Origin of the sequence: Kluyvera intermedia, from assembly GCF_034424175.1 — a bacterium.
In the GTDB taxonomy this organism is placed as follows: domain Bacteria; phylum Pseudomonadota; class Gammaproteobacteria; order Enterobacterales; family Enterobacteriaceae; genus Kluyvera; species Kluyvera intermedia.
In genome coordinates this window covers 2,128,937-2,154,182 of record NZ_CP139986.1, presented here as the reverse complement: position 1 = coordinate 2,154,182, position 25,246 = coordinate 2,128,937, and the positions used below count along the sequence as shown (strand labels likewise).

General features: G+C 52.2%; 23 protein-coding genes and 2 pseudogenes. 11 read left to right on the top strand and 14 right to left on the bottom strand.

Annotation, left to right across the window (positions count from 1 at the left end; translation table 11 throughout):
- Positions 1 to 34 precede the first annotated feature (34 nt).
- Positions 35 to 2,137 carry a TonB-dependent siderophore receptor gene (locus U0026_RS10460; protein ID WP_062776260.1) on the bottom strand — a complete coding sequence of 701 codons (2,103 nt, stop codon included), beginning with the start codon at positions 2,135 to 2,137 and terminating at the stop codon, positions 35 to 37.
- 149 nt (positions 2,138 to 2,286) lie between these two features.
- Positions 2,287 to 2,541, bottom strand: coding sequence for a GlsB/YeaQ/YmgE family stress response membrane protein (locus U0026_RS10455; RefSeq protein WP_062776258.1), 255 nt, complete (start codon positions 2,539 to 2,541; stop codon positions 2,287 to 2,289).
- A gap of 269 nt (positions 2,542 to 2,810) precedes the next feature.
- On the opposite strand from U0026_RS10455, the gene ycgR reads away from it, so the two are divergent.
- Positions 2,811 to 3,542, top strand: coding sequence for a flagellar brake protein YcgR (gene ycgR, locus U0026_RS10450; protein WP_062776305.1), 732 nt, complete (start codon positions 2,811 to 2,813; stop codon positions 3,540 to 3,542).
- Here the strand turns inward: ycgR and emtA are convergent, their stop codons facing one another.
- On the bottom strand, positions 3,543 to 4,154 hold the full coding sequence (emtA, locus tag U0026_RS10445) for a membrane-bound lytic murein transglycosylase EmtA (RefSeq protein WP_062776256.1): 612 nt from the start codon (positions 4,152 to 4,154) through the stop codon (positions 3,543 to 3,545).
- A 94-nt stretch (positions 4,155 to 4,248) separates the two neighbouring features.
- On the opposite strand from emtA, the gene ldcA reads away from it, so the two are divergent.
- The 4 genes and pseudogenes from ldcA (at position 4,249) to U0026_RS10425 (ending at position 9,248) form a co-directional block, all read left to right on the top strand.
- Entirely contained in the window at positions 4,249 to 5,163 is a 915-nt protein-coding gene (gene ldcA, locus U0026_RS10440; RefSeq protein WP_062776254.1) for a muramoyltetrapeptide carboxypeptidase, read from the top strand.
- A 94-nt stretch (positions 5,164 to 5,257) separates the two neighbouring features.
- Positions 5,258 to 6,925: pseudogene (locus tag U0026_RS10435) on the top strand (potassium/proton antiporter); the annotation flags it as partial.
- 288 nt (positions 6,926 to 7,213) lie between these two features.
- On the top strand, positions 7,214 to 8,962 hold the full coding sequence (gene tssD / locus U0026_RS10430; RefSeq protein ID WP_062776251.1) for a type VI secretion system tube protein TssD: 1,749 nt from the start codon (positions 7,214 to 7,216) through the stop codon (positions 8,960 to 8,962).
- Between the two features lie 4 nt (positions 8,963 to 8,966).
- Positions 8,967 to 9,248: a bacteriocin immunity protein gene (locus U0026_RS10425; protein WP_062776249.1), complete on the top strand. Its 282-nt coding sequence runs from the start codon at positions 8,967 to 8,969 to the stop codon at positions 9,246 to 9,248.
- Between the two features lie 65 nt (positions 9,249 to 9,313).
- On the opposite strand, the gene dadX is transcribed toward U0026_RS10425, so the two are convergent.
- Both dadX and U0026_RS10415 read right to left on the bottom strand, forming a co-directional pair.
- A complete protein-coding gene (gene dadX, locus U0026_RS10420) occupies positions 9,314 to 10,384 on the bottom strand; it encodes a catabolic alanine racemase DadX (RefSeq protein WP_062776248.1) in 1,071 nt (356 codons plus the stop codon).
- A gap of 9 nt (positions 10,385 to 10,393) precedes the next feature.
- A pseudogene (locus U0026_RS10415) lies at positions 10,394 to 11,691 on the bottom strand (D-amino acid dehydrogenase).
- Between the two features lie 320 nt (positions 11,692 to 12,011).
- Here U0026_RS10415 and U0026_RS10410 point away from each other — a divergent pair.
- Positions 12,012 to 13,544, top strand: a complete 1,533-nt coding sequence (locus U0026_RS10410) for a SpoVR family protein (protein WP_062776303.1) — start codon at positions 12,012 to 12,014, stop codon at positions 13,542 to 13,544.
- Between the two features lie 168 nt (positions 13,545 to 13,712).
- On the opposite strand, the gene fadR is transcribed toward U0026_RS10410, so the two are convergent.
- Positions 13,713 to 14,432, bottom strand: coding sequence for a fatty acid metabolism transcriptional regulator FadR (gene fadR / locus U0026_RS10405; protein WP_062776245.1), 720 nt, complete (start codon positions 14,430 to 14,432; stop codon positions 13,713 to 13,715).
- Positions 14,433 to 14,643: 211 nt separating this feature from the next.
- Between fadR and nhaB the strand changes: the two genes are divergently transcribed.
- Entirely contained in the window at positions 14,644 to 16,200 is a 1,557-nt protein-coding gene (gene nhaB, locus U0026_RS10400; protein WP_062776243.1) for a Na(+)/H(+) antiporter NhaB, read from the top strand.
- A gap of 138 nt (positions 16,201 to 16,338) precedes the next feature.
- Positions 16,339 to 16,869 (top strand): disulfide bond formation protein DsbB, encoded by a 531-nt coding sequence (gene dsbB, locus U0026_RS10395; protein WP_062776302.1) that lies wholly within the window; start codon positions 16,339 to 16,341, stop codon positions 16,867 to 16,869.
- Positions 16,870 to 16,932: 63 nt separating this feature from the next.
- Here the strand turns inward: dsbB and U0026_RS10390 are convergent, their stop codons facing one another.
- The 4 genes from U0026_RS10390 to U0026_RS10375 all read right to left on the bottom strand — a co-directional run bounded on the left by U0026_RS10390 (position 16,933) and on the right by U0026_RS10375 (position 18,796).
- Positions 16,933 to 17,178, bottom strand: coding sequence for a hypothetical protein (locus U0026_RS10390; RefSeq protein ID WP_062776241.1), 246 nt, complete (start codon positions 17,176 to 17,178; stop codon positions 16,933 to 16,935).
- Between the two features lie 80 nt (positions 17,179 to 17,258).
- The gene (locus U0026_RS10385; RefSeq protein WP_062776240.1) at positions 17,259 to 17,705 is read right to left on the bottom strand and encodes a YcgN family cysteine cluster protein; all 447 of its coding nucleotides are present in this window, start codon (positions 17,703 to 17,705) and stop codon (positions 17,259 to 17,261) included.
- A 93-nt stretch (positions 17,706 to 17,798) separates the two neighbouring features.
- Positions 17,799 to 18,458 carry a fumarylacetoacetate hydrolase family protein gene (locus U0026_RS10380; protein WP_062776239.1) on the bottom strand — a complete coding sequence of 220 codons (660 nt, stop codon included), beginning with the start codon at positions 18,456 to 18,458 and terminating at the stop codon, positions 17,799 to 17,801.
- Between the two features lie 56 nt (positions 18,459 to 18,514).
- Positions 18,515 to 18,796 carry a YcgL domain-containing protein gene (locus U0026_RS10375; RefSeq protein ID WP_062776237.1) on the bottom strand — a complete coding sequence of 94 codons (282 nt, stop codon included), beginning with the start codon at positions 18,794 to 18,796 and terminating at the stop codon, positions 18,515 to 18,517.
- 126 nt (positions 18,797 to 18,922) lie between these two features.
- Here U0026_RS10375 and minC point away from each other — a divergent pair, with 126 nt between their 5' ends.
- The 3 genes from minC to minE are packed head-to-tail and all read left to right on the top strand — an operon-like array spanning position 18,923 to position 20,739.
- Complete coding sequence (gene minC / locus U0026_RS10370; protein WP_062776236.1) at positions 18,923 to 19,630, top strand: septum site-determining protein MinC; 708 nt, start codon at positions 18,923 to 18,925, stop codon at positions 19,628 to 19,630.
- A gap of 23 nt (positions 19,631 to 19,653) precedes the next feature.
- A complete protein-coding gene (gene minD, locus U0026_RS10365) occupies positions 19,654 to 20,466 on the top strand; it encodes a septum site-determining protein MinD (RefSeq protein ID WP_062776234.1) in 813 nt (270 codons plus the stop codon).
- 3 nt (positions 20,467 to 20,469) lie between these two features.
- The gene (gene minE / locus U0026_RS10360; RefSeq protein ID WP_062776232.1) at positions 20,470 to 20,739 is read left to right on the top strand and encodes a cell division topological specificity factor MinE; all 270 of its coding nucleotides are present in this window, start codon (positions 20,470 to 20,472) and stop codon (positions 20,737 to 20,739) included.
- An 83-nt stretch (positions 20,740 to 20,822) separates the two neighbouring features.
- Here minE and rnd read toward each other — a convergent pair whose 3' ends face one another.
- The 4 genes from rnd to tsaB form a co-directional block, all read right to left on the bottom strand.
- Positions 20,823 to 21,938: a ribonuclease D gene (gene rnd / locus U0026_RS10355; RefSeq protein WP_062776300.1), complete on the bottom strand. Its 1,116-nt coding sequence runs from the start codon at positions 21,936 to 21,938 to the stop codon at positions 20,823 to 20,825.
- Positions 21,939 to 22,019: 81 nt separating this feature from the next.
- Positions 22,020 to 23,705, bottom strand: a complete 1,686-nt coding sequence (fadD, locus tag U0026_RS10350) for a long-chain-fatty-acid--CoA ligase FadD (RefSeq protein ID WP_062776230.1) — start codon at positions 23,703 to 23,705, stop codon at positions 22,020 to 22,022.
- Positions 23,706 to 23,912: 207 nt separating this feature from the next.
- On the bottom strand, positions 23,913 to 24,494 hold the full coding sequence (locus U0026_RS10345) for a Slp/YeaY family lipoprotein (protein WP_062776228.1): 582 nt from the start codon (positions 24,492 to 24,494) through the stop codon (positions 23,913 to 23,915).
- Between the two features lie 45 nt (positions 24,495 to 24,539).
- Positions 24,540 to 25,235: a tRNA (adenosine(37)-N6)-threonylcarbamoyltransferase complex dimerization subunit type 1 TsaB gene (gene tsaB, locus U0026_RS10340; protein WP_062776226.1), complete on the bottom strand. Its 696-nt coding sequence runs from the start codon at positions 25,233 to 25,235 to the stop codon at positions 24,540 to 24,542.
- Positions 25,236 to 25,246: the final 11 nt, after the last annotated feature.

Below are 25,246 nucleotides of genomic sequence, written 5' to 3'. Positions count from 1 at the left end.
GCTTATCCGGCCTACATTGGGTATTACCGGTCGATTAGAAGGTGTAACTCGCCCCTACCTGTACCGTACGATCGCGGCCAATCCAGCAGTTGGTGCTGTCATAGCAGGTTAACGTCTCTTTGTTGGTCAGGTTCTGGGCACTGGCTTTGAGCACCAGCCCGTTCAGGCTGCTGTTCACCGCAGACAGATCGTAAGAAACCGACATATCATACTGCGTGGTTCCGCCCAATTTGCCTTCGTCATTATTCGGCGAAATCTCCATTGGCCCGGTATAACGCACCCCAGCGCCTACGGTCAGGCCACGCGCCAGACTCTGATCAAAGGTATAGTCGCCCCACAGGTTGAACGCATTTTCTGGTACCTGCGTCGGACGTTTACCCTGATAGGTTTCATCCTTCGTATTAATGGCGTGCGTGTAGGCATAGTTCGCGATCAGGTTGATATTGTCGGTTGGACGGCTTATCGCTGACAGTTCGGCACCTTTCGATTCAATCTCCCCGGTCTGACGATAGGTAAAGCTTGGGTCCGCGCTCAACACGTTTTTCTGACGAATGTTGAACACCGATGCCGTAAAGGTGGTGGCATAATCGGCCAACAGGTATTTCACCCCGCCTTCCACCTGCTTACTGGTCGTCGGTTTCACCTGTTCCGCCGTCAGCCCGCGCGCGGGTGATACCGGTTTGAAGCCTTCGGAGTAGCTGATGAATGGCGATAAACCGTTGTCAAAAGCATACAGCGCGCCCAGACGCTTGGTGACACGGTCTTGCGAAATCCACTCTTTTTTATCGCTATTGAGATAATCGGTGGTGCCGGACTGGTAATCGTCATAGCGCAGGCTGGCAAGAATATTCAGGCCACCGTAGGCCATCTGATCCTGTAAGTAATAGCCTTTCTGGTTGTAGGAAAGACGGTTTTTCTGCGCGGTGTAAAGCCCCAGCGAATCTTCATTCACTAACCCGTAATTCGGGTTACGCATGTCGATGCCAGGCGTGTTGGTAGCATAGTCATAGTTGTAATGTGAATTGAGCTTCTGATAGTCGAACCCGGCCAGCAAGTGGTGCTGCCATTCGCCCAGAGCCAGCGTCCGGGTGACCTGGTTATCAATGTTAAAGCTGTGCAGGTCTTCATCGGTGGTATAGGCAAATCGGTTGAGTTCATAAACCGGATTACCCGCATTACCGGTGGAATAGATGCTTTGCTGATGGGTATCAATATCAAAGTAACGCGCTTTTTGCGTTACCCCCCAGCCGCTGTCGAACTCGTGCTCTAAGCTGTAGCCCACCATCCACTGACGCTGTTTGAAACCACTCCATTTATCGCCCGCGAAATCGCGCTTGTTGGCGTAGCTGGAGCGCAAATAGGAAAGCGGCAGAGGGTTCGACGGCGTCAGGCTTGGGGTGTTCTGTGCCAGGGCATCAATCGTTAGGCGCGTTTTATCGCTTGGCTGCCAGGTCACGCTTGGCGCAACCAGATAGTCTTCATAGCGGGTGGTGTGCGGCTGGTCGTCACCTTCGATGGCCTTACCCAGCAGACGATAGCTCCAGTCGCTGTCAGTAATGCGCCCGGTGGAGTCGATATACCCTTCTTTGAGATTGCGCGTACCGGTATTGAAGCCCATTTCCGTGCGCGGTGTGGTCTGCGGCTTTTTACCCTGAATATTCACCAGTCCGCCCGGCGAACCATTGCCATAGAGTACGGAGGATGGCCCTTTAAGAATATCAACGCTATCAATCAGCAGCGGATCGATACGCGCTTTGGTGTTGCCGGTTACGTTATAGGGCAGTTGGAGACCATTGTAGAATTCGTTGTCGACGGTGAAGCCGCGAATTTTGTATTCGCTCATATAGCTCGTACTGCCGCGCGTCTCCGTTGAGACGCCTGGCGCATAACGCAGAATTTCATTGACTGAAGTCGCGTGACGCTGGCTGATTTCATGCTGACTGAGGGTGTTGATAACCTGCGGCGTTTTACTTTCCGCCACCGCCGATTTGGTGGCGCTGTTGGTCCAGCCCGGTAATTCACTCCCCTCACCCGATGCAGTCACCACCATGGTGGATTCCTGGGCATACCCCTGTGCGGAAAGCGCTAACGCAATCATTCCCGAAAGCGTACAAACGCGAAAAGCGGTCTTTTTCATTATGGTTGTGCTCGATACAAATCAGAGAACGATAATTATTATCATTGTCGTTTGCAATTCAACACCAAAATAAGAAGGGGTATAGAAATGTGATGGGGTTAACACTTTCAGGGAAGCAAAACGGCCCCGACCGGGGCCGTCTGAAACATTTAATCGCGGCGAATCAAACGGAATACCGCCAGTACCACAATGGCACCCACCACAGCGACCAGGAAGCTGTGCAGGTTAAAACCACTCACGCTGCCGCCGAGTCCAAACGTCGTCGCCAGCCAGCCGCCCACGACCGCACCAACAATCCCGAGGATACAGGTGAGAAAGAAACCACCCCCATCACGTCCCGGCATCAGAAATTTAGCAATAATACCGGCAATCAGACCAAAAACAATCCAGGCAATAATACCCATTTTTCCCACCTCTTAGTTCCATTAACAACAATATAAAGCGCCGTCATTCTGCGCCGCTAATGTTTCAAGTATAGGTAATTGTTCTTAAAATACCTGGTTAGACGCTGATATTTTATGCGGATAAATACGGATCTTGACGTAGGCACTGCCTTAAGCGCTTTAAACAGCCCAAACCTGTGGAAATGTTAAGTTTTTTCACTAAGACGCTGAAGTTCTTTTTTTCGACGCCGATAGTGATTGAAGAGTCTGCCATTCAGGAGCCATTCCCGGTGAGTGAGCACAACACACAGTTTCTTAAGCAAAATCCTTTAGCTGTATTAAATGTCCTTCGCGATCTCCAGCACAATAACGCTGCACTTCGCGTGAGTTGGGGATCGCGACAGTTTATTAGCCGTATTCTGGAGGTCAGTCAGCAGCGGTTGATTATCGACTTCGGCAGCCGCGAGGATGATAACAATGCGGCAGTAACGGCGAGAAATATCGCCATGGTTGCAGAAACCAACGGCGCAAAAATTGAGTTCACGGTGCCGCAGATGCAGGTCGAAAATTATCAAGGTCTGCCCGCCTTTGTTATGCCAACGCCGCTTGCAGTGTGGTGCATTCAGCGTCGCGAATATTTCCGTATTCCCGCACCACTGCATCCCGCTTATTTTGGCAAAGCCACGCTGGCGGATAAAAGCGTACTGCGTTTTCGACTGTTTGATTTGTCCCTGGGTGGCATGGGGGCGCTGTTAGATACGTCGCCGCCAGAAAGTCTGGTGCCGGGTATACAGCTTAAAGAGATTGAACTGGATATGGGGCAATGGGGAAGATTTCGCTGTGACGTACAGCTATTAGCCGTCAGCGAACGCAAAGTGGTGGACAGTAAGGGAGAAACGATTGTCACCCCGCGCCTGAGCTTTCGTTTTCTGCATATGAATCCGGTGCTTGAACGCTCGCTCCAGCGAATTATTTTCTCGCTGGAGCGTGAGGCGCGCGAACGGGCGAACAACGTCCGCTGATTACATAGCGTCCATCGCTTTCTTCACTTTCCAGATATAGCGCGGTGCCTGAGGCGAAGGATGGTTGTTCACTACATGGTCGAAGAACTCATCCGCATCCAGATCGTTAATCTCTTCAATCGCTTTTTTGCGATTTGACGAGAAGGTTCGTAACAACGCACCCGCGCCGTTTGAATAGGAAACCATCAGCGCATATTGCATCACCTCCGGGTCATTAATTCCCGCCAGCGATCCGTGCTCCAGAATGCTCAGATAAGCTGCGCCCATTGAGATATTCCGCTCTGGGTTTTTCAGTTCGCTGGTTGACGGTTGACCTTTCCAGCCCATATGACGATATACATCTAGGCCGGAAGTTGAGGCTTTTAGCTGCATCAACCCTACCGCATTAGATTTACTGACAAGCGTCGGATTTCCCCCGGATTCAACGGCGATAATGGCGGTGATAAGCCGCGGGCTTACCCCCCAGGCCGTACCGGCTTTTTCAGAAATAGGCATCCACTGCATCGCGCGTTTCACCGGGACTTCTGGATTCCACGGCGGATTGCGGTAATCCGATTTAGAGCTACATCCTGCAAGCAATACAATTAAAAAAGCAAACCATCTCAATTTCACGCATCTATCCTTTTAGCTGAACTTTTGCTGCTGCTAATGACAACCACCGGCTCAGGCGGCATGATACCCGTTTCATTATCAGCAAGGAAATGCCATGTCTTCGTTTCATCTCATCGCCCCTTCCGGCTACTGCATTAACCAGACGGCTGCACAATGCGGGGTCACTCGGCTAACGAAGTCCGGGCATCAGGTAGCGAATCAGCAGGTCATCACGCGTCGCGACCAGCGGTTTGCGGGGACTGAGAGCGAACGACTGGCGGATATCAACGGACTGGCCCAGTTGATGGGTAAAAATCAGATTGTGATGCCGGTACGTGGCGGTTACGGCGCGAGCCGTCTGCTTGAAGACGTTGACTGGTCAGCGCTTATAGCCCGTCAGCAGCGCGATCCGCTGCTAATATGCGGCCACAGCGATTTCACCGCCATTCAGTTTGGGCTACTGGCAAAAGGCAACGTCATCACCTTTAGCGGCCCCATGCTCGCAGGCAACTTTGGCGCGGACACGCTGAATAGTTTTACCGAAGAGCACTTCTGGCGCGCGCTGCGTAACCCAACCTTGTGCATTGAATGGGAAGGTGATGGGCCTGACTGTGCAACCGAAGGCACCTTGTGGGGCGGAAATCTGGCGATGATTAATTCGCTTATCGGCACGCCATGGATGCCAGAGATCCAGGGCGGCATTCTGGTACTGGAAGATATTAACGAACATCCGTTCCGCGTTGAGCGAATGCTGCTGCAACTGCTTTATGCCGGAATTTTACCGCGTCAGCGTGCCATCGTGCTGGGTAGTTTTAGCGGTGCTCAACCCAATGACTATGATGCTGGTTACGATCTTGCCGCAATGTATGATTACCTGCGTTCTCGTCTTTCAATACCGGTGATTACCGGCCTCGATTTTGGTCATGAACAGCGCACCGTTACCCTGCCACTCGGGGCAAAAGCGCAGCTTACGCATCATTCAACACGCTCCACGCTGACACTATGCGGCCACCCGGTATTAAACGAATAAAATACGATTCTCATCGTTTATTAATCCAATGTTTACGCGTCAATTATGGTAACGTTTTGTCACTAGCTTGTACGTTACGAGGAGTGCGTGAACATTGGACGCCGCGGCAGTCATTAGTCTTTTTATTTTGGGTTCGGTATTAGTAACCTGCAGTATTCTTTTAAGCTCATTTTCTTCCCGCCTCGGTATCCCGATTCTGGTGATCTTTTTAGCCATAGGCATGCTGGCTGGTGTTGACGGCATCGGTGGCATTCCTTTTGATAACTACCCTTTCGCCTACATGGTCAGTAACCTCGCGCTGGCGGTGATCCTGCTGGATGGCGGTATGCGGACCAGAGCCAGTTCCTTTCGCGTAGCCCTTGGCCCGGCGCTATCGCTGGCGACCGTCGGCGTACTGATTACCTCCGGGTTAACGGGGATGATGGCGGCCTGGCTTTTCAAGCTAGATATTATGGAAGGCATGTTGATTGGCGCAATTGTGGGGTCAACCGACGCCGCCGCCGTCTTCTCACTATTGGGCGGCAAAGGGCTGAACGAACGTGTCGGTTCGACGCTGGAAATTGAGTCCGGCAGTAACGATCCGATGGCGGTATTTTTGACCATCACCTTGATTGAGATGATCCAGCAGCACGAAACCGGGCTGAGCTGGATGTTCCTCGTGCATATTATTCAACAGTTTGGGCTGGGAATTGTTATCGGTCTCGGCGGCGGTTATCTGCTGCTGCAAATGATCAACCGAATCGCCCTGCCCGCTGGACTCTACCCGCTGCTGGCATTAAGCGGCGGGATCATGATTTTCGCTGTCACCACGACCCTGGATGGGAGCGGTATTCTGGCAGTCTATCTGTGCGGTTTCCTGCTCGGCAACCGGCCCATTCGCAACCGCTTTGGCATTCTGCAAAACTTCGATGGCCTGGCGTGGCTGGCGCAAATCGCCATGTTCCTGGTACTGGGACTGCTGGTGACGCCGTCGGATCTGCTACCTATCGCCATTCCGGCACTGCTGCTTTCGATGTGGATGATTTTTATCGCCCGTCCACTGTCAGTATTCGCCGGGCTGCTGCCGTTTCGGGGCTTTAACCTGCGCGAACGAACCTTCATCAGTTGGGTGGGACTTCGCGGCGCGGTGCCCATCATTCTCGCCGTCTTCCCAATGATGGCTGGGCTTGAGAATGCGCGGCTGTTCTTCAACGTGGCCTTCTTTGTGGTGCTGGTCTCCCTGCTGTTACAGGGAACCTCGCTTGGCTGGGCGGCGAAAAAAGCCAAGGTTGTGGTACCGCCGGTCGGCTGGCCAATTTCCCGCGTCGGTCTGGATATTCACCCGGATAATCCTTGGGAGCAGTTTGTGTATCAGTTGAGCGCCGACAAATGGTGCGTGGGCGCGGCGCTCCGCGATCTGCATATGCCGCAGGAAACCCGAATTGCTGCCCTGTTCCGCGATAATGTACTGCTGCACCCAACCGGCAGTACCCGTCTGCGAGAAAACGATATTCTGTGCGTGATTGGCCGCGAACGCGACCTGCCATCGCTGGGCAAAATGTTTAGCCAATCGCCGCCGGTGGCGTTAGATCAAAGCTTCTTTGGTGATTTTATTCTGGAAGCCGAAGCCAAATTTGCCGATGTGGCGCTGATATACGGCCTGGATGGCGGTGAAGAGTTCCGCGATAACCAACAGTCTCTTGGGGATCTTGTTGAGCATCTTCTGGGTGCAACACCGGTGGTCGGTGACCAGGTGGAGTTTGCCGGGATGGTGTGGACGGTGGCGGAGAAAGAAGAAAACCAGGTGCTGAAAGTGGGTGTTCGGGTGGCAGAAGAAGAAGCGGTGTAGCCTGTGGTTGCCGGATGGCGATGCTTACGCATCTTATCCGGCATTTACCAGCGTAGTAAATATTCATATTAAATATACCGTCTCATTATTATCTTGCCTATTTGTATGTATCCCCCAAAGCACAAAATTCATGACTTCTGATAAAGCACCAATAGCCAATCAATTATTGAGCCTTTCATTTATTACATAGCCAATCAAATAAAATAATTAAGACTAAATGGAATGAGCGATATTATTTACCTGCGAGTTACAGGTGAGACACAAGGAAACATTTCGGCCGGGTGTGGCACCTACGCCTCGGTAGGCAATCGCTGGCAACACGGGCATGAAGACGAGATATTTTCCTTTTCACTCACCCATGCGCTGCGTGGTACCGGAAAAGGGATTAATCTTGAAGGACTTCGCTTCCAGAAATTAATTGATAAAAGCACCCCACTATTTATTAATGCAATCACTAATAATGAAAGACTGTTTATTGAAATTGATTTCTGGCGAATAAATCGAACCGGCAGATGGGAACGCTATTATTACATTGAACTGAGAAATGCTTCGGTAATCGATATTCACACACGGATTACGCTTAACGACCTGCCTACCGAAGACATTTCGGTGGCGTACGACTATATCCAGTACAAACACCTTATCGCCAACACGGCGTTCGACTACCTGGCGTTTCACGCAGAATATAATCATCTGTTTATACCGCGCCGCGCCCAGCCACCCGCGCCCCCGAAACCTGCACCGGTAAAACCGCCTTCTCCTCTCGCCCCTAAAGTCACTCCGGTTTACGCCAAATCCTGCCTGAAAGAGAAAGGATATACGGATGCCGGGAGCGCAGAAGAACCGGCGAAAAACTTCGGACAGGTAGCCATATTTGCCCAGCCGGTGGCCGATGACTGCTGCTGTTATACGCATCCCGATGAAGCTTCGGCCGCTCCCCTGGCGCTGGGGACACTGACACAGGTATCTGGCGAATGGTCGCTAAGCGGCATACTCGGTGCAGCAAGGGCAATATCCTGGATGGGTGTACTGGCCTCTGCACTGTATGTCCCCTCAGCCGGTAAAGGCAGCGACCGGGTACCCGGTCGCGATGAGTTCTGGTACGAGGAAGAGCTGCGGAAAAAAGCGCGGGCAGGAGGAACAGCCACCACCCGCGTCCGCTTCTTCTGGGGAACGGATATTCACGGAAAGCCGCAGGTATTCGGCGTGCATACCGGTGAAGGCACGCCGTATGAGAACGTGCGCGTGGCGAATATGGTGTGGAATGCCGACACGCAGCGCTACGAATTTACCCCCGCCCACGGCGCTGACGGGCCGCTGATTACCTGGACGCCGGGAAATCCGCAGAACGGTGATGTACCCGCCCATACGGGCAACCAGGCTGCACCAATCAACCAGCCGACGATACTGGTTAATCCCATCCCGGATGGCCAGGGCGAATACACCACGCCGCCGCTCCCGATGCCGGATGTCGCCGATTTTAACGATTATATTCTGGTGTTTCCGGCGGATTCCGGGGTTCAGCCGATTTATGTTTATCTTAAAGACGATCCACGTGATCAGCCGGGAACGGCCATCGGAAATGGCGTTAAGCTCACCTCAGAAACAAAATGGCTGGATATGTCAGCGACAAACGAAGGGAATGGCGCGCCGATCCCGGCTCATATTGCAGATAAACTTCGGGGGAGAAAATATAAGAATTTCGGTGAGTTTAGAGAATCTCTCTGGCTTGAAGTCAGTAAAGATCCAGAACTTATTGAACAATTTCTTAAAAGTAATCGCGAACGTATAAACAGAGGAACGGCTCCCTGGACACCGGATGCTGGTTACTATTATGGCCCTAATATGACCGTTAAAAAATTCCAAATACATCATGTTATTGCAATCGAGCACGGTGGTGAAGTGTATGATATGGATAATTTAAAAGTCGTTACGCCCCGTTTACACGATGAGATTCACTACAGAAGATAAGCATATGTTTACGTTTAAACAAAAATTCGAAGATTATACGGAAGAGGAATTTATTGAATTCCTGAATGAGTTGATAAGTCCTGACAAATCTTTAAAGGGAAGAAAACTGGAGAAATATTGGGACGAATTAATGGATCATTTTATCGTCATTACGGGGCATCCTAAGAAGGGAGACCTGGTTGCATATCCAGATAAACCGGGAGATGACGAGCCTGAGAACATCGTAAAAATTATCAAAGATTGGCGAAAATCCCAGGGGTTACCAATATTCAAGGATTCCGAATAAAAATAGCCGTAATACCGTTGGCAATCATTAAAGAGCCCGGTAAACTTGCGCCACCGGGCAATACGTTACACCGTCACAACCGGTACGCGGGGCGCAACGGCGCACATCAATTCATACCCTACCGTTCCGGCGCTCGCGGCTACCTCATCAATCTTAATCTCCTTACCCCACAGCTCAACCGGCGTACCAATACCGGCTTGCGGGCATGGCGTTAAATCAACGGCCAGCATATCCATCGAAATAGCCCCGACGGTTCCTGTCCGAATACCGTCGACCAGCACCGGCGTGCCGTTGGCGGCAATGCGTGGATAACCATCAGCATAGCCGCAGGCGACGATGCCAATACGCTGCTCTTGCGTGGCCCGATAACGGCTGCCGTAGCCTACCGCATCACCCGGTTTTAGATTTTGAATACCGATAATCTCGCTGCTTAGCGTCATTACCGGCTTCAGGCCACTGTTGGCAATATCCTGCCACTGACCTGATGGCGATGCACCGTACAGCACAATCCCCGGGCGCACCCAGTCAAAATGGGTTTCCGGGTGCCATAACGTGGCGGCCGAGTTTGCCAGAGAACGCGGGCAATCCAGGCCTTCTGCTGCGAATTCTATTTGCTTCATTGGGGCATCAACGCCATCGGCGTTTTCTGCCTGCGCAAAATGCGACATCAGGGTCATTGAGCCGACGTTACTCATTGCGCGAAGTTGCTGCCAAACGCTGCTCACCTTGTCCGGCGAGAATCCCAGGCGGTTCATCCCGCTGTTCACTTTGACATACACGTCTATCGGCGCATGCACCCGCGCATTTTGCAGCACTTTAAGCTGCCAGTTACTGTGGATACTGGTGGTCAAGCGGTACTTATCAAATAGCTCCAGTTCATCCGCATGGAAGAACCCTTCAAGCAGCAGAATCGGCCCTTTCCAGCCGCGTTCACGCAGTAAGATAGCCTCTTCCAGATTGAGCATCGCGAAGCCATCGGTTTCTCTCAGTGCATTCCAGACCCTATCTAACCCATGACCATAGGCATTCGCCTTGACCACTGACCAAATTCGGGCGCTACCTGCCGCCCGTCGAACAATCGCTAAATTATTACGTAACGCCTGCAGATCAAGGCTGGCGAGCACGGGACGTGACATGCCTTCTCCTTATTGGTGTGCGCCATGCAAATGCTGCGCGCGCGCCGGGTGAATCCCGGAGAATAGCGAGCAACGCTAAGATCATCATAGGGGATAGCAGGCGTTCTGCCAGACATCAGGTCGCTAAGAAGTTGACCGGAGCCGCAAGACATCGTCCAACCCAGCGTGCCATGCCCGGTATTGAGCCAGAGATTTTTAAACGCCGTCTTGCCGACGACCGGCGTGCCGTCAGGCGTCATTGGTCGTAGCCCGGTCCAGAATGTAGCATCCGTAATCTTGCCACCGCGTGGGAACAAATCGCCCACCACCATCTCCAGCGTTTCCCGGCGAGGCTGTAGTAATTCCGTATTGAAGCCAACGATTTCCGCCATACCGCCTACGCGAATGCGATTATCAAAGCGGGTAATGGCGATTTTGTAGGTTTCGTCGAGGATAGTTGAGACCGGCGCACCGCTCTCTTCGATTATCGGAATGGTCAGCGAGTAGCCTTTTAACGGGTAAACTGGAATGTCCACCAGCCCTTTAAGCATCGACGTTGAATAGGATCCGAAGGCCATCACATAGGCATCGGCTTTCACCAGTTCATCACCACATTTGACGCCAACGATACGTCCACCGTCTTCAATCAAGCTATCGACCGGAGTATTGAAGCGGAACTGCACGCCCGCCTGCTCGGCCATTTTTGCCAGTCGCTGGGTAAAGAGTTGGCAGTCACCGGTTTCATCGTTGGGTAGACGCAGCCCGCCGGTCAGCTTGTGGGCGACATCGGCCAGCGCAGGTTCCACTTCGGCAAGGCGTGAAGCTTCCAGCAGTTGATACGGAACGCCAGCATCTTGCAGCACGGCGATATCACGGGTGGCATTCTCATATTGTTGCGCAGTGCGGAAAAGCTGCAAGGTGCCGCCCTGGCGACCTTCATAGCTGATCCCGGTCGTGTCACGCAGAGTTTTCAGGCAGTCACGGCTGTATTCTGCCAGACGTACCATGCGTCCTTTGTTCTCCATATAGTGGCGAGTGTCGCAGTTTCGCAGCATCTGCCACATCCATTTCAGCTGAAAACCGGTGCCATCCAAACGTATTGCCAACGGCGCATGACGCTGGAACATCCATTTAATCGCTTTTAACGGCACGCCCGGTGCCGCCCATGGCGCGGCGTAGCCCGGCGAAATTTGACCGGCGTTAGCCGCGCTGGTTTCGAGTGCTGGCCCCGCTTCACGGTCAATCACCGTTACCTGATGCCCTGCCTGACTTAAATACCAGGCGCTGGTCACGCCCACTACGCCACTTCCCAGTATGACAACGTGCATAGCCACTCCAGAATCAGTAAAAGAACAATCATCTAATTACAAATTGATAACCTAGATGAAAATATTATTCAACATACGCTTTTTTTATGGTGACTGGCGTCACAGAGCGCCCATTTGGCGGGGAAGGATGGAAATTGATATCTCCTGCTGTCCGATATTTTTTGTCAGCATAAAATTCTGCAAACGCGGCAAATAATCATCCGTAAGATGAATAAATCATGAAGAAAAAAAATGCCGGTTGTTACAGTTTTTCTGCGGTGTTCTATTCTTTATTTGAGGCTCTCCGCACAGAGAGGGTCGCCAACAATGAGGGCGCGCTAATGGCTACGATTGACTCGATGAATCAGGACACGACTCGTCTGAGCGATGGACCCGACTGGACGTTTTCGCTACTGGAAACCTACCTGGCAGAAATTGACCGGGTGGCAAAGCTGTACCGACTCGACACCTACCCGCATCAAATCGAAGTCATTACTTCTGAGCAGATGATGGATGCCTATTCCAGCGTCGGGATGCCGATTAACTATCCGCACTGGTCATTTGGCAAAAAATTTATTGAGACCGAGCGTCAATACAAGCACGGGCAACAGGGGCTGGCTTACGAGATAGTCATCAACTCCAATCCGTGCATCGCCTACCTGATGGAAGAGAACACCATTACTATGCAAGCGCTGGTTATTGCGCATGCGTGCTATGGTCATAACTCGTTTTTTAAAAACAACTATCTGTTCCGCAGCTGGACCGATGCCAGCTCCATCGTCGACTATCTGCTGTTTGCGCGTAAATACATTACCGAGTGCGAGGAGCGCTACGGCGTGGATGAAGTGGAACGACTGCTCGACTCCTGCCATGCGCTGATGAACTACGGCGTCGACCGTTATAAACGTCCACAGAAGATCTCGTTGCAAGAGGAGAAAGCGCGGCAGAAAAGCCGTGAAGAGTATCTGCAAAGTCAGGTCAACACGCTGTGGCGTACGTTGCCAAAACGTGACGAAGAGAAAGCCGTCGAGTCTGCTCGCCGTTATCCTTCAGAGCCGCAGGAAAACCTGCTGTACTTTATGGAGAAGAATGCGCCGCTGCTGGAGCCATGGCAGCGTGAGATCCTGCGTATCGTGCGCAAAGTTAGCCAGTATTTTTATCCGCAGAAACAGACGCAGGTGATGAACGAGGGTTGGGCAACCTTCTGGCACTACACCATCCTCAACCATCTGTACGATGAAGGTAAAGTGACCGAACGCTTTATGCTGGAGTTCCTGCATAGCCACACTAACGTGGTGTTCCAGCCACCTTATAACAGCCCCTGGTACAGCGGGATTAACCCGTATGCGCTCGGATTTGCCATGTTCCAGGATATTAAGCGCATTTGTCAGAATCCGACGGAAGAGGATAAATACTGGTTCCCGGATATTGCCGGTTCCGATTGGCTGACCACCCTACACTTCGCCATGCGTGATTTTAAAGACGAGAGCTTTATCAGCCAGTTCCTGTCACCGAAAATTATGCGTGATTTCCGTTTGTTTACCGTGCTTGATGATGATCAGCATAACTATCTGGAAATTTCGGCCATTCATAATGAAGAGGGGTATCGGGAGATTCGGGCGCAGCTTTCTTCACAGTACAACTTGAGTAATCTGGAGCCTAATATTCAGGTGTGGAATGTCGATCTGCGTGGTGACCGTTCGTTAACGCTGCGCTATGTCCCGCACAATCGCGCACCGCTGGATAAGGGACGCCGGGAGGTGCTTAAGCATGTGCATCGTCTGTGGGGATTTGATGTGCATCTGGAACAGCAGAATGCGGATGGTAGCGTTGAGCTACTGGAGCGCTGCCCGCCGAGGCCAAACGCGCTTTGATTTTTGCTGCAGAATGTTAGCGTAACGCCATCTGGCACATTGCCGGATGGCGGCTTCGCCTTATCCGGCCTACACCAGTTGGTAGCCCGGACGAGGCGTTTACGCCGACGCCGGGTTAGCTCGGTGCCCTTCCCGGCGTCGCGTTTGTACGGCCGGGCTGCAAGGGTATTAACGTCCGTGAATTGCCAGGTCGCTTGGCAGATTTTTCTGCATACCGTGCCAAATCTCACCGCTGTCATGACCATAGCGGCGCACCGTCTCATACACTTTGTCATGGTCACCCTGCTCACAAAGTTCCGCAAGACGATGATAGAAACCTAATGCCAGGCTGCGTGCTTCAGGACTTGAGAAGTAATGGCGACCCAGTCGCGTATACAGCCCTTTCATGCCATTCAAAATCAGACCGTAGATCGGGTTGCCGGAAGCAAATGCCAGGCCACGGAAAATACTGTAATCCAGTTCGGCAAACGCGTCGGCGTAGTCTTCCACTTCGCGGGCCGTCGCCAGGACTTCCAGCGCTTTGTCTGGATGCTGACGGAAGGCGGTACGAATATAAATCGTCGCGATATTAGTGCGAACGGACAGCAAATTATCAATGAGTTGCGGCACGCTATCGTGATCGAGACGCGCCAGCGTTTCCAGGATATTCAGCCCGGAGGTTTCCCAGAAATTATTCACTTTCGTCGGTTTGCCGTGCTGAATGGTTAACCAACCATCGCGTGCCAGACGTTGCAACACCTCACGTAAGGTGGTGCGGGTGACGCCAATCAGTTCAGAGAGTTCACGTTCAGCAGGGAGAATTGAGCCAGGGGAAAAACGGTTATTCCAGATGCTCTCAACAATATACTCTTCAGCGAAACCCGCTGGGCTTTGCGCCTTAATGACCATAATAAAAATTCCATTACACAGCGTTGCAATTGGACTCATCATACCAGAGGCAACATTGAGCAGATAGCTGGGCGATTAATAAAATAGGGATCGCCGTTTCATTTTTCACATTTATTTTTTATATGGGAAATAAACCTTCCTGGGTGTTTTCTGGCAGTTACCACGAATAAATGGTAAAAAATGTCATCTTTTCAGGAGGAAGACGATTGTCATGGAAATCTCTTACGGTCGCGCCCTATGGCGTAACTTTCTTGGTCAGTCCCCAGACTGGTACAAACTGCTACTGATTATTTTCTTAATCATCAATCCGTTAGTCTTTTTAATTAACCCGTTTGTCGCCGGATGGTTGTTGGTGGTGGAGTTCATTTTCACCCTGGCCATGGCGCTAAAATGTTATCCGCTGATCCCCGGTGGCTTGCTGGCTATCGAATCGGTATTTATCGGCATGACTTCAGCCAACCACGTCCGCGATGAGATTGCCGCGAATCTGGAAGTGTTGTTATTGCTGATCTTTATGGTCGCGGGTATCTATTTTATGAAACAGCTGCTGCTGTTCATCTTTACCCGTCTGCTCCTTAACATTCGCAGCAAGCGACTGTTGTCGATAGCCTTTTGCCTTGCCGCCGCCTTCTTATCCGCCTTCCTTGATGCGCTGACGGTCGTGGCGGTCATTATCAGCGTCGCGGTCGGTTTCTACAGCATCTACCATCGCGTTGTCACTTCTCGTTCTGACGATGACGATCTGCTTGACGATAGCCACATCGACAAGCACAACCGCGAAGTCCTCGAACAGTTCCGTGCCTTTTTACGCAGCCTGATGATGCATGCGGGCGTGGGCACTGCGCTTGGCGGCGTGATGACCATGGTCGGCGAACCACAGAACCTGATCATCGCTAAAGTCGCGGGCTGGCATTTTGGTGAGTTCTTCCTGCGCATGTCGCCGGTTACACTGCCAGTTTTTGTCTGCGGGATCCTGACCTGTTTCCTGTTGGAAAAATGCAAAGTGTTTGGTTACGGCGCTGAATTGCCCGAGCCGGTACGTAAGATTCTCCATGACTTTGACCAACGCAGCAGCAAGCAGCGTTCGCGTCAGGAGACCCTACGACTGATCGTGCAGGGGATCATTGGCGTCTGGCTGGTGCTCGCACTCGCGCTGCATCTGGCAGAGGTGGGCTTGATTGGTCTGACGGTGATTATTTTTGCCACGTCGTTAACCGGCGTGACCGACGAACATGCCATCGGCAAAGCCTTCACTGAAGCGCTACCGTTTACCGCCCTTCTCACGGTCTTCTTCGCCGTCGTGGCGGTGATTATCGACCAACATTTATTTGCTCCGATAATCGATTTCGTTCTCCAGGCATCACCGCATGCGCAACGTTCGCTGTTCTATCTGTTTAACGGCGTGCTGTCATCGATATCGGATAACGTATTTGTCGGCACCGTGTATATCAATGAAGCCAAAACAGCGTTGGATAACGGGGCGATTAGCCTGCCGCAATTCGAGCTACTGGCGGTCGCTATCAATACCGGAACGAACCTCCCATCGGTTGCCACCCCTAACGGCCAAGCCGCGTTCCTGTTCCTGCTGACCTCTGCATTGGCACCGTTAATCCGCCTCTCCTATGGGCGAATGGTGTGGATGGCACTGCCCTACACCATCGTGCTCACACTGGTTGGCCTGCTGTGCGTTGAGTTCACGCTACAGCCGTCCATTGACTGGCTGATGAACCATGGATTTCTGTCGCTGCCCGCCATGACACAACCCTAATTTTATATCTCTTCATGCCCGACGAATTTTGTCGGGCATTGATTAACCATTTATGAATAATTACGTATAGCCAGATGGCACAGCTAACGTTTTGGTTTACACTGCGTTTTCAAAGCTCGTTCCAGGGAAATAATGATTATGTTGCGATATTTAAACCAGAGCTCACGTGGCCGCAGTGCCTGGTTATTAATGGCGTTAACCGCTTTTGCGCTTGAGTTGGTGGCACTATGGTTCCAGCACGTGATGCTGTTAAAGCCATGCGTACTGTGTATTTATGAGCGTTGTGCGCTGTTTGGAATTATGGGGGCGGGTTTAGTTGGCGCTGTCGCACCAAAAAGTCCATTGCGTTACGTCGCGATAGTTATCTGGATCTACAGCGCATTTCGCGGTCTGCAATTGGCGTGGGAACACACCATGATCCAATTGCACCCATCACCGTTTATGACCTGTGATTTTATGGCGCGCTTCCCAAGCTGGCTGCCGCTGGATAAATGGCTGCCGCAGGTGTTTGTCGCATCTGGCGATTGTGCAGTGCGTCAGTGGGAATTCTTATCGCTGGAGATGCCGCAGTGGCTGGTCGGCGTATTTGCTGCCTACCTGATTGTGGCGCTGCTGGTGCTGATTGCCCAACCGTTCAAACCGAAAAGACGCGACCTGTTCGGCCGCTGATAGTGTTCTACTGCCAGCTGCATGTTCTTTGCGGCTGGCAAAACTTCTCATAGCTTCCCCGCATTAATGCCCCTGCGGCTGGTTCCTTATAAACGCCTCTAGCCAATCGTACTTCTTACGGGTGCCCACTTCTTTTTCACCCTCTTCAAGCTTGATGATTAACCGTCGCTTATTGATATCTTCCTGGTTAAAGAAATAGGCAGCCAGCCTTATTGCAAGCGCGTTATACATGTCCTGAGCAATATCTTCACCCGTTTCGGGATCATATTTATCATACTCATTCTTGATATCCTGGAAATCCTGATTCATACGAACTCCACCAGCAAATTAAGTGATTTAGTATGATTTAGACGCTGCTGATTTTCCACCGCTGATGGTTTTTTGACGGTTTAATCCGCCCATTCGGGTTTATTCATGATGTGATCCTGCCAGTCATGCACTTCAGACTCTTTCACCGCGATATGACGTACGGAAATACGCTCACCGTGCATTGCAGCTTTAGAACCCGCAATCAGCGGATGCCACTGGGGGAGTGGCTGTCCTTCCGCCAGCAAGCGGTAGGCACAAGTGTGCGGCAACCATTCAAAGGTTGGCAGGTTGTCACGCGTCAGTTTGATGCAGTCGGGTTCATATTCAAAACGGCGCTCGTAGTTACGGCACTGACAGGTTTTGATGTTCAGCTGTTTACAGGCAACATTGGTGAAATAGATTTCATCGGTGTCTTCATCCATCAGCTTGTGCAGGCAACACTGTCCGCAGCCGTCACACAGCGACTCCCATTCGGCGTCTGTCATGTCGTCAAGGGTTTTGCTTTGCCAGAAAGGTAATTCGCTCATCAGGATGTCCACATCAAAAATCGGGTTGCATCTTATAACCAGTCTGGCACAGGGATGCAAGTTTTGCCGCCCGATTAAGGCGGCAAGAAGGGGTTACAGCACGCGGGTGTTGAGAGATAAACCGTTAAACTCGACTTTCAGTTCATCGCCGCTATGGAGCGGGCCAACGCCTTCTGGCGTTCCGGTTAGAACAACATCACCCGGTTTTAGCGTAAAGTAGCGGCTCATATAGGCTATCAGCGGGACGATTTTGTGGATCATATCCGCGGTGGTTCCCTGCTGACGAATATCGCCATTTACCGTCAGGCTCAGCGTGGTATTTTGCGGGTCGCCTTCAAAAGCGGAAACGGGGACAAAACCGGAGATCGGACATGAGTTATCAAATCCCTTCGCTTTTTCCCACGGCTGGCCGGCCTTTTTCATTTTGCCTTGTACATCACGCAATGTGAGGTCAAGCGCCACACCATAGCCAGCAATAGCCTGCTGTACATGTTCTGGCGTAGCCTGCCGTAGCGTCGCGCCGATAAGCACCGCCAGCTCCACTTCATGGTGCACAGAGCCTAGCTCCTGCGGCAGGATCAGCGGCTGACGCAAATCGCACAGCGCCGTTTCTGGCTTAATGAACAGGACAGGTTCTTCCGGCGTGGCGCTGCCCATTTCCTGGATGTGTTTTGCATAATTACTGCCAACACAGACAACTTTGCTTACCGGATAATCCAGCAAAGCACCCTGCCAGTTATAATGCTGATACATGCTTTTCCCTTACTCGTTGTTCAACCATGGATAAGCATCGGCCGGAAGTTAGTTTGCTACTCGCCTTTATTTTGTGCGGTGGCCAGATGCTGCTTTAACAGATTTTCAGGCGGTGGCGGGATCTGTAAATAATACCCCTGCTCTACTAACGCCTTTTTCACTTTTTCCCAATCGGCATTGACCGGTTTCTTGCGTCCGTCCATTGGCAGCACCATTGCCAGCTGCGGTTGACCGAAGCCTTGCATCAGTTCAGCGGGCACACGTGAGAAATCGTCCCTTTTTTCGACATACAAATAGGTTTGATCGCGTTTAGTACTACGATAAATCACACAAAACATACTTTTACTCTGAATTAGGACTGCGGTGACTTGCTTGAATATATTAGTGACTATAACATGACTGATAGTCTTCGGAATATCATCGTGCGCAGTACGGTGGTAAATAGCAAATTGAGTAAGGCCAGGATGTCAAACACGCCAATCGAACTTAAAGGCAGTAGCTTCACCTTATCCGTGGTTCATTTGCATGATGCAAAACCCGAGGTTATTCGTCAGGCGTTGGAAGACAAGGTTGCCCAGGCTCCGGCTTTTTTCCGTCATGCCCCCGTGGTGGTTAACGTTAGCCGCCTTGAGGAATTCACCCAATGGCGCGCAATCCAGCAGGCCATTATGGCTGCAGGTTTACGCATCGTCGGCGTTAGCGGCTGCAAGAACCCCCAATTTAAGGCTGCAATCGATCAGTCCGGCCTTCCTTTACTGACTGAAGGTAAAGAAAAAGTGGCTCGCGTGCAGCCCATTGAAGTACCGCCGCCCGCCGAGCCTGAGCCAATTGTTAGTTCGATCACAAAAACGCGAATGATTGATACGCCGGTACGTTCCGGTCAGCGCATTTATGCGCCAAACTGTGATCTGATTGTTACAAGCCACGTGAGCGCAGGCGCGGAACTTATCGCTGATGGCAACATTCATGTCTACGGCATGATGCGTGGGCGCGTTCTGGCGGGTGCAAGCGGCGACCGGGAAGCACAAGTATTTTGTACCCACCTTGCGGCGGAGCTGGTCTCTATCGCAGGGGAATATTGGCTGAGCGATCAAATACCAGCCGAATTTTATGGCAAAGCGGCACGTCTGTGTTTAGACGAAACCGCTTTGACTATTCAACCGTTAAATTAATCCCTTTTTAACAAGGAATTTCTATGGCACGCATTATTGTTGTGACTTCAGGTAAAGGGGGCGTGGGTAAAACCACCTCCAGCGCGGCCATCGCGACTGGTTTGGCGCAGAAGGGAAAGAAAACGGTCGTTATTGATTTTGATATCGGTCTGCGTAACCTTGACCTGATCATGGGTTGCGAACGTCGCGTTGTTTATGATTTCGTTAACGTTATTCAGGGTGATGCCACGCTGAATCAGGCATTAATCAAAGATAAACGCACCGAAAATCTTTTTATCCTTCCCGCTTCTCAGACTCGCGATAAAGATGCGCTGACCCGTGAAGGGGTCGAGAAAGTCCTCGCAGATCTGGAAACGATGGAATTCGACTTCGTAGTTTGCGATTCGCCCGCAGGGATCGAAACTGGCGCACTGATGGCGCTGTATTTCGCCGATGAAGCCATTATCACCACAAACCCGGAAGTCTCATCTGTCCGCGACTCCGACCGCATCTTGGGTATTTTGGCGTCAAAATCACGCCGTGCGGAAAAAGGTGAAGAACCCATTAAAGAACACCTATTGTTAACGCGCTATAACCCTGGCCGCGTCAACAAAGGCGATATGCTGAGCATGGAAGATGTGCTGGAAATTCTGCGCATTAAATTGGTCGGCGTGATTCCAGAAGATCAGTCCGTGCTGCGCGCCTCAAACCAGGGCGAGCCGGTTATCCTGGATGCAGTGTCTGACGCGGGCAAAGCCTACGCTGATACTGTAGATCGTCTGTTGGGAGAAGAACGTCCTTTCCGCTTCATTGAAGAAGAGAAGAAAGGTTTCCTCAAACGCCTGTTCGGAGGATAACTCATGGCATTACTCGACTTTTTTCTCTCACGGAAAAAGGCTACCGCCAACATTGCTAAAGAACGCCTGCAAATCATTGTCGCGGAACGCCGCCGCAGTGATGCAGAACCGCACTATCTGCCGCAGTTAAGGAAGGACATCCTGGAAGTAATCTGTCGATATGTACAGATTGACCCAGAGATGGTCACGGTGCAGTTAGAGCAAAAAGACGGGGATATTTCGATTCTGGAACTCAACGTCACGCTACCGGAAGCAGAAGAGTCTAAATCCTGAGTCTAGTGGTAGAGAAAAGGCGCTAATATTAGCGCCTTTTTTATGTCCGCCCGTAGGCCTGATAAGGCAACGGATACGGGGATTTAACGCGGGTACTCTGCCAACAGCTTATCCAGACGCCCTGCCAGCAGCTCGCCGCGCCAGCCAGAAATCATTTCCGGTGCGGTCGTGCGTGGTTTTAACTGCCAGTGCCAGTTCAGCAGCTGATTAATCTGGCGACGCGAGGCCAGCATTTCAGCACTCATGCCGCTCTCCTGCCCGACTTCTTGCACCAGCGCTTTAATCTCTTTAAACGCTTTACGATAACCCGGCATATCCATCAGGTTCAGTAACGGTTCAGGTAACGCCTCTTCAGGAAGCGCCTGTGCTTTCTCCACCAGACTCAGCAAGGTTTTACCGTGGAAGCGAATTTCGCTACCTGACAACCCCAGGCCATCGAGTTCGCCAAGGCTCCCGGGCATATAACGTGCGACGCTCCAGAGGTGTTCTTCACGCACCACAAAGTTGACGGCCATATCGCGGTCACGGGCCTTGCGTAAGCGCCAGTCGGCCAACAGTTGCAGACACGCCAGTTGGCGGGGACGGAGCTGGCTGGCGTTGGTGATATCACGCCACGCATCGCTCGGGTCGACAATTTCCTGGCGACGCTGCTGCATTAGCTGGCATTCATCCAGCGCCCAGGCGAGACGCCCTGTCTGCTCGGTCTCTATCATCAATTTGTGGGCAATCGGCAGCAGATACCAGACGTCGGCCGCCGCATATTCGCACTGACGCGCGGTTAACGGGCGCGCCAGCCAGTCGGTGCGAGATTCACTTTTATCCAGCTCAACGCCGGTAAACTCGGCCACCATTGCGGCAAAGCCCCACGACATCGGACGTCCGCAGAAGGCTGCCAGTACCTGCGTATCGATAAGCGGCTGCGGCATCGAGCCGAAGGTATTCATAAAGACTTCCAAATCTTCACTTCCGGCGTGCAGGAATTTGGTGATATTTCGGTCTTGCATAATCGCCTGTAACGGCGACCAGTCGGTAATACCCAGAGGATCAATCAGCGCCGTGCGCTCGCCGTCAAACAGCTGAATCAGCCCCAACTGCGGATAGTAGGTACGGGTACGGACAAATTCGGTATCCAGCGCCACAGCGTTAGTCTGACGAACCGCGTCGCACAGGGTGCTGAGCGCGTCGTTGGTGGTGATCATCTGATAGTTCAAATCGTACTCTCTTATATTGCGCCAAAAAAAACGCCAGCTGAGCTGGCGTCGGGCATCATGACTCGTGACTTATGCCTTATTGTCCACTTTGGCGCGGGCTTCGTCACGTAATTCTCGACGTAAAATTTTACCGACATTCGACTTCGGTAATTCTTCACGGAATTCAACCTGTTTCGGCACTTTGTAGCCGGTAAGCTGGCGACGGCAGAAAGTGATCAATGCCTCTTCGGTTAGCGCCGCGTCTTTTTTCACTACAAAAATCTTCACCGCTTCACCGCTGTTACCAGACGGGACGCCTACAGCCGCCACTTCCAGTACACCGGAATGCTGCATGACCACGTCTTCAATCTCATTAGGATAGACGTTGAAGCCGGAGACCAAAATCATATCTTTTTTGCGATCGACGATGCGCAAGAAACCCTCGGCATCCATCACCGCAATATCACCGGTATGCAGCCAGCCATCTTTGATAATTTCATCGGTGGCATCCGGGCGTTGCCAGTAACCTTCCATCACCTGCGGTCCCTTGACGCAAAGCTCACCCGGCTCACCGGTCGGCACTTCGTTATCGTCATCATCCACCAGCTTCACATCGGTTGACGGTACCGGCAGACCAATGCTGCCGCTGTGGTAGTCGATATCATGCGGGTTAACGCTGACCAGTGGCGCGCATTCGGTCAGTCCATAGCCTTCAAGCAGATACTGACCGGTCAGTTTCACCCATCGGTCGGCAACGGACTGGTTCACCGGCATCCCGCCGCCCGCGGAAAGATGCAGGGTAGAGAAATCGAGCTGCTGGAAATCTTTGTTATTGAGAAGCGCATTAAACAGGGTGTTGACCCCGGTCATCGCGGTAAACGGATATTTCGCAAGCTCCTTCACCAGCCCCGGGATATCACGCGGGTTGGTTATCAGAATATTTTTGCCGCCGAGTTCGATAAACAGCAGACAGTTCATGGTCAGCGCGAAAATGTGATAGAGCGGCAGCGCGGTAATCACCACCTCTTTGCCTTCATGCAGTAGCGGCCCGTAGGTCGCTTTTACCTGCTCGAGGTTGGCAAGCATATTGCGGTGGGTCAGCATCGCCCCTTTGGCAACGCCCGTGGTACCGCCGGTATATTGCAGAAAGGCAATGTCATCGGCTTTGACCACGGGTTTCACGTACTGTAAGCGATAGCCTGAATGCAGCGCACGACGGAAAGAGATGGCATCTGGCAGATGGTATTTCGGCACCAGTCGTTTGATGTACTTCACCACGAAGTTAACCAACGTGCCCTTGGCGGTGGAAAGCTGATCGCCCATGCGGGTCAGGATCACATGCTTCACCGACGTCTTTTCGACCACTTTTTCCAGCGTATGGGCAAAGTTAGACACGATAACAATCGCCTGCGCGCCGCTGTCGTTGAGCTGATGCTCTAATTCACGGGGGGTATACAGCGGATTGACGTTAACAACGATCATGCCTGCACGCAAAATTCCGAACAGCGCTACCGGGTATTGCAGCAGGTTTGGCATCATCAACGCGACGCGGTCGCCCTGCTTTAACCCGAGACCTTGCTGGAGATACGCAGCGAAGGCACGGCTGCGTTCTTCAAGTTTACGGAAAGTCATCACCTCGCCCATGTTGACGAAGCCAGGCTGATCCGCATAGCGCGTACTCGCCTGTTCAAACAGATCTACCAGGGATTGATAACGGTCAGGATTGATCTCTGCCGGAACATCAGCAGGATAACGGTTGAGCCAAACCTTTTTCAAAGCATCACCTCTAAAATACGTATTTGTCGTCATCACAACCCCAAATGATAAACTTTCGTTAACATTATATTAACTCAGCGTACCAGTTTGAAAAATACTCGAAATTCAGGTTGCGAAGCACGTCACTCTTTATTTTTTTTATATCCATTACAACGAAGAAACAGCGGGCTAGCCGCTGTTTCTTTTTTGTCTGTATAACAACAAATTTTATTCAATCACGACGTTGCGGACCTCTGCGGGGCCGCTGTTATACCAGCCCCAACCACCGTAGCCGTAACCCCAAGGACGAGGGCCAAAGCCCCACGGGTCGATAGGCTGCGGCGGCATCACCACCTGCTGGGCGACATGCCAGCGTTTATAGCCCGTCGCCTGAACGTGCAAGAAGGTGTACTTCGTGGTACCCACTTTACCTTCCAGCGTCCCGACTATCGGGCCGACAACCGTCACCAGCTGTCCACGGAAGTCAACCGGATCGAGGAAGCCGTTGATGTCGGCAAAGATTCGCCCGCGCGAGGCTTCACCCAGCGTTGGACGTGCGCCGCTGTCCAGCGGTACCGTAGCGATCTCCAGACGGGTGCGACCCTGCTGGTTTTCAATGCCCACCACCGTCCCGCCAAAACGAGATTCCTGTCCCACATACAGCTGTGGCGCGGACATCACGCGCACCAGATCCTGCTGCGGGGTCGGGCTGCTGCCCTGAATGGCATCCGGTACGGTGACGCAGCCGCTTAACGCGAGCGCGATAAGACCGGCGATAGCACCCCGAACAATCAGCTTTTTACCTGCCATGATGCTGCTCCTATTCTCAATATTTCTATATCTATCTACTGAGATTCATTCACGGCCAGGAAGTTTCTTCCACGCAACCTCATTTCGCAAATAAACCGGTTCCGCTTTGTCCACGGCGACCGTTTTACCTTGTTCTAGCAGTTGGCAGGCGATAGGTAACATATCTTCAGCTTCCGGCAACGTCACGTCGCCATCGGTCAGAGTGACGCTGGCACCCTGTGCCATATCCGGCCACGCGGCCCAACCGGTGCCGACCATCGCCCACTCACCGTCCAGTTCAGTAAGACGCTGCTGTACCGCTTCTGGTTTCATCACCGCTTCAGTGGCTTCGCCATGCCAGACGCCCTGCGCATCGCGCTGGTATTCCGCCCAGTAAACTTCACCCATACGCGCGTCGATGGCGGCGAGAACGCGCGTCGCGCCCTGCTTACGCCATGCGCCTTGCGCCATGGTGGCAAGGGTCGACACGCCGATCATCGGCAGTTCAGCCCCTAGAGCCAGCCCCTGCGCAATACCGATACCGATACGCACGCCGGTAAAGCTGCCCGGGCCACGGCCGAACGCCAGCGCGTCGAGGTCGGTCAGGCTAACGGCGCCTTCGGTGAGGATATCCTGCACGATAGGCAGGATACGTTGGGTGTGTTCCCGAGGACAAAGCTCGAAATGAGCACAGGTATTACCGTCATTCCACAGGGCAGCCGAGCAGGCTTCCGTGGCAGTGTCGATGGCCAGAATTCGCATGATTAGTCGCG

Coding starts and splice junctions, on each gene's coding strand:
- ldcA (WP_062776254.1), top strand. CDS start 4,249: ATGTCTTCGTTTCATCTCATCGCCCCTTCCGGCTACTGCATTAACCAG.
- rnd (WP_062776300.1), bottom strand. CDS start 21,938: ATGATCACCACCAACGACGCGCTCAGCACCCTGTGCGACGCGGTTCGT.
- U0026_RS10380 (WP_062776239.1), bottom strand. CDS start 18,458: ATGTATCAGCATTATAACTGGCAGGGTGCTTTGCTGGATTATCCGGTA.
- U0026_RS10425 (WP_062776249.1), top strand. CDS start 8,967: ATGTTTACGTTTAAACAAAAATTCGAAGATTATACGGAAGAGGAATTT.
- dsbB (WP_062776302.1), top strand. CDS start 16,339: ATGTTGCGATATTTAAACCAGAGCTCACGTGGCCGCAGTGCCTGGTTA.
- minE (WP_062776232.1), top strand. CDS start 20,470: ATGGCATTACTCGACTTTTTTCTCTCACGGAAAAAGGCTACCGCCAAC.
- tsaB (WP_062776226.1), bottom strand. CDS start 25,235: ATGCGAATTCTGGCCATCGACACTGCCACGGAAGCCTGCTCGGCTGCC.
- U0026_RS10410 (WP_062776303.1), top strand. CDS start 12,012: ATGGCTACGATTGACTCGATGAATCAGGACACGACTCGTCTGAGCGAT.
- U0026_RS10345 (WP_062776228.1), bottom strand. CDS start 24,494: ATGGCAGGTAAAAAGCTGATTGTTCGGGGTGCTATCGCCGGTCTTATC.
- U0026_RS10375 (WP_062776237.1), bottom strand. CDS start 18,796: ATGTTTTGTGTGATTTATCGTAGTACTAAACGCGATCAAACCTATTTG.
- minD (WP_062776234.1), top strand. CDS start 19,654: ATGGCACGCATTATTGTTGTGACTTCAGGTAAAGGGGGCGTGGGTAAA.
- fadR (WP_062776245.1), bottom strand. CDS start 14,432: ATGGTCATTAAGGCGCAAAGCCCAGCGGGTTTCGCTGAAGAGTATATT.
- U0026_RS10455 (WP_062776258.1), bottom strand. CDS start 2,541: ATGGGTATTATTGCCTGGATTGTTTTTGGTCTGATTGCCGGTATTATT.
- U0026_RS10390 (WP_062776241.1), bottom strand. CDS start 17,178: ATGAATCAGGATTTCCAGGATATCAAGAATGAGTATGATAAATATGAT.
- U0026_RS10460 (WP_062776260.1), bottom strand. CDS start 2,137: ATGAAAAAGACCGCTTTTCGCGTTTGTACGCTTTCGGGAATGATTGCG.
- dadX (WP_062776248.1), bottom strand. CDS start 10,384: ATGTCACGTCCCGTGCTCGCCAGCCTTGATCTGCAGGCGTTACGTAAT.
- minC (WP_062776236.1), top strand. CDS start 18,923: ATGTCAAACACGCCAATCGAACTTAAAGGCAGTAGCTTCACCTTATCC.
- U0026_RS10385 (WP_062776240.1), bottom strand. CDS start 17,705: ATGAGCGAATTACCTTTCTGGCAAAGCAAAACCCTTGACGACATGACA.
- tssD (WP_062776251.1), top strand. CDS start 7,214: ATGAGCGATATTATTTACCTGCGAGTTACAGGTGAGACACAAGGAAAC.
- nhaB (WP_062776243.1), top strand. CDS start 14,644: ATGGAAATCTCTTACGGTCGCGCCCTATGGCGTAACTTTCTTGGTCAG.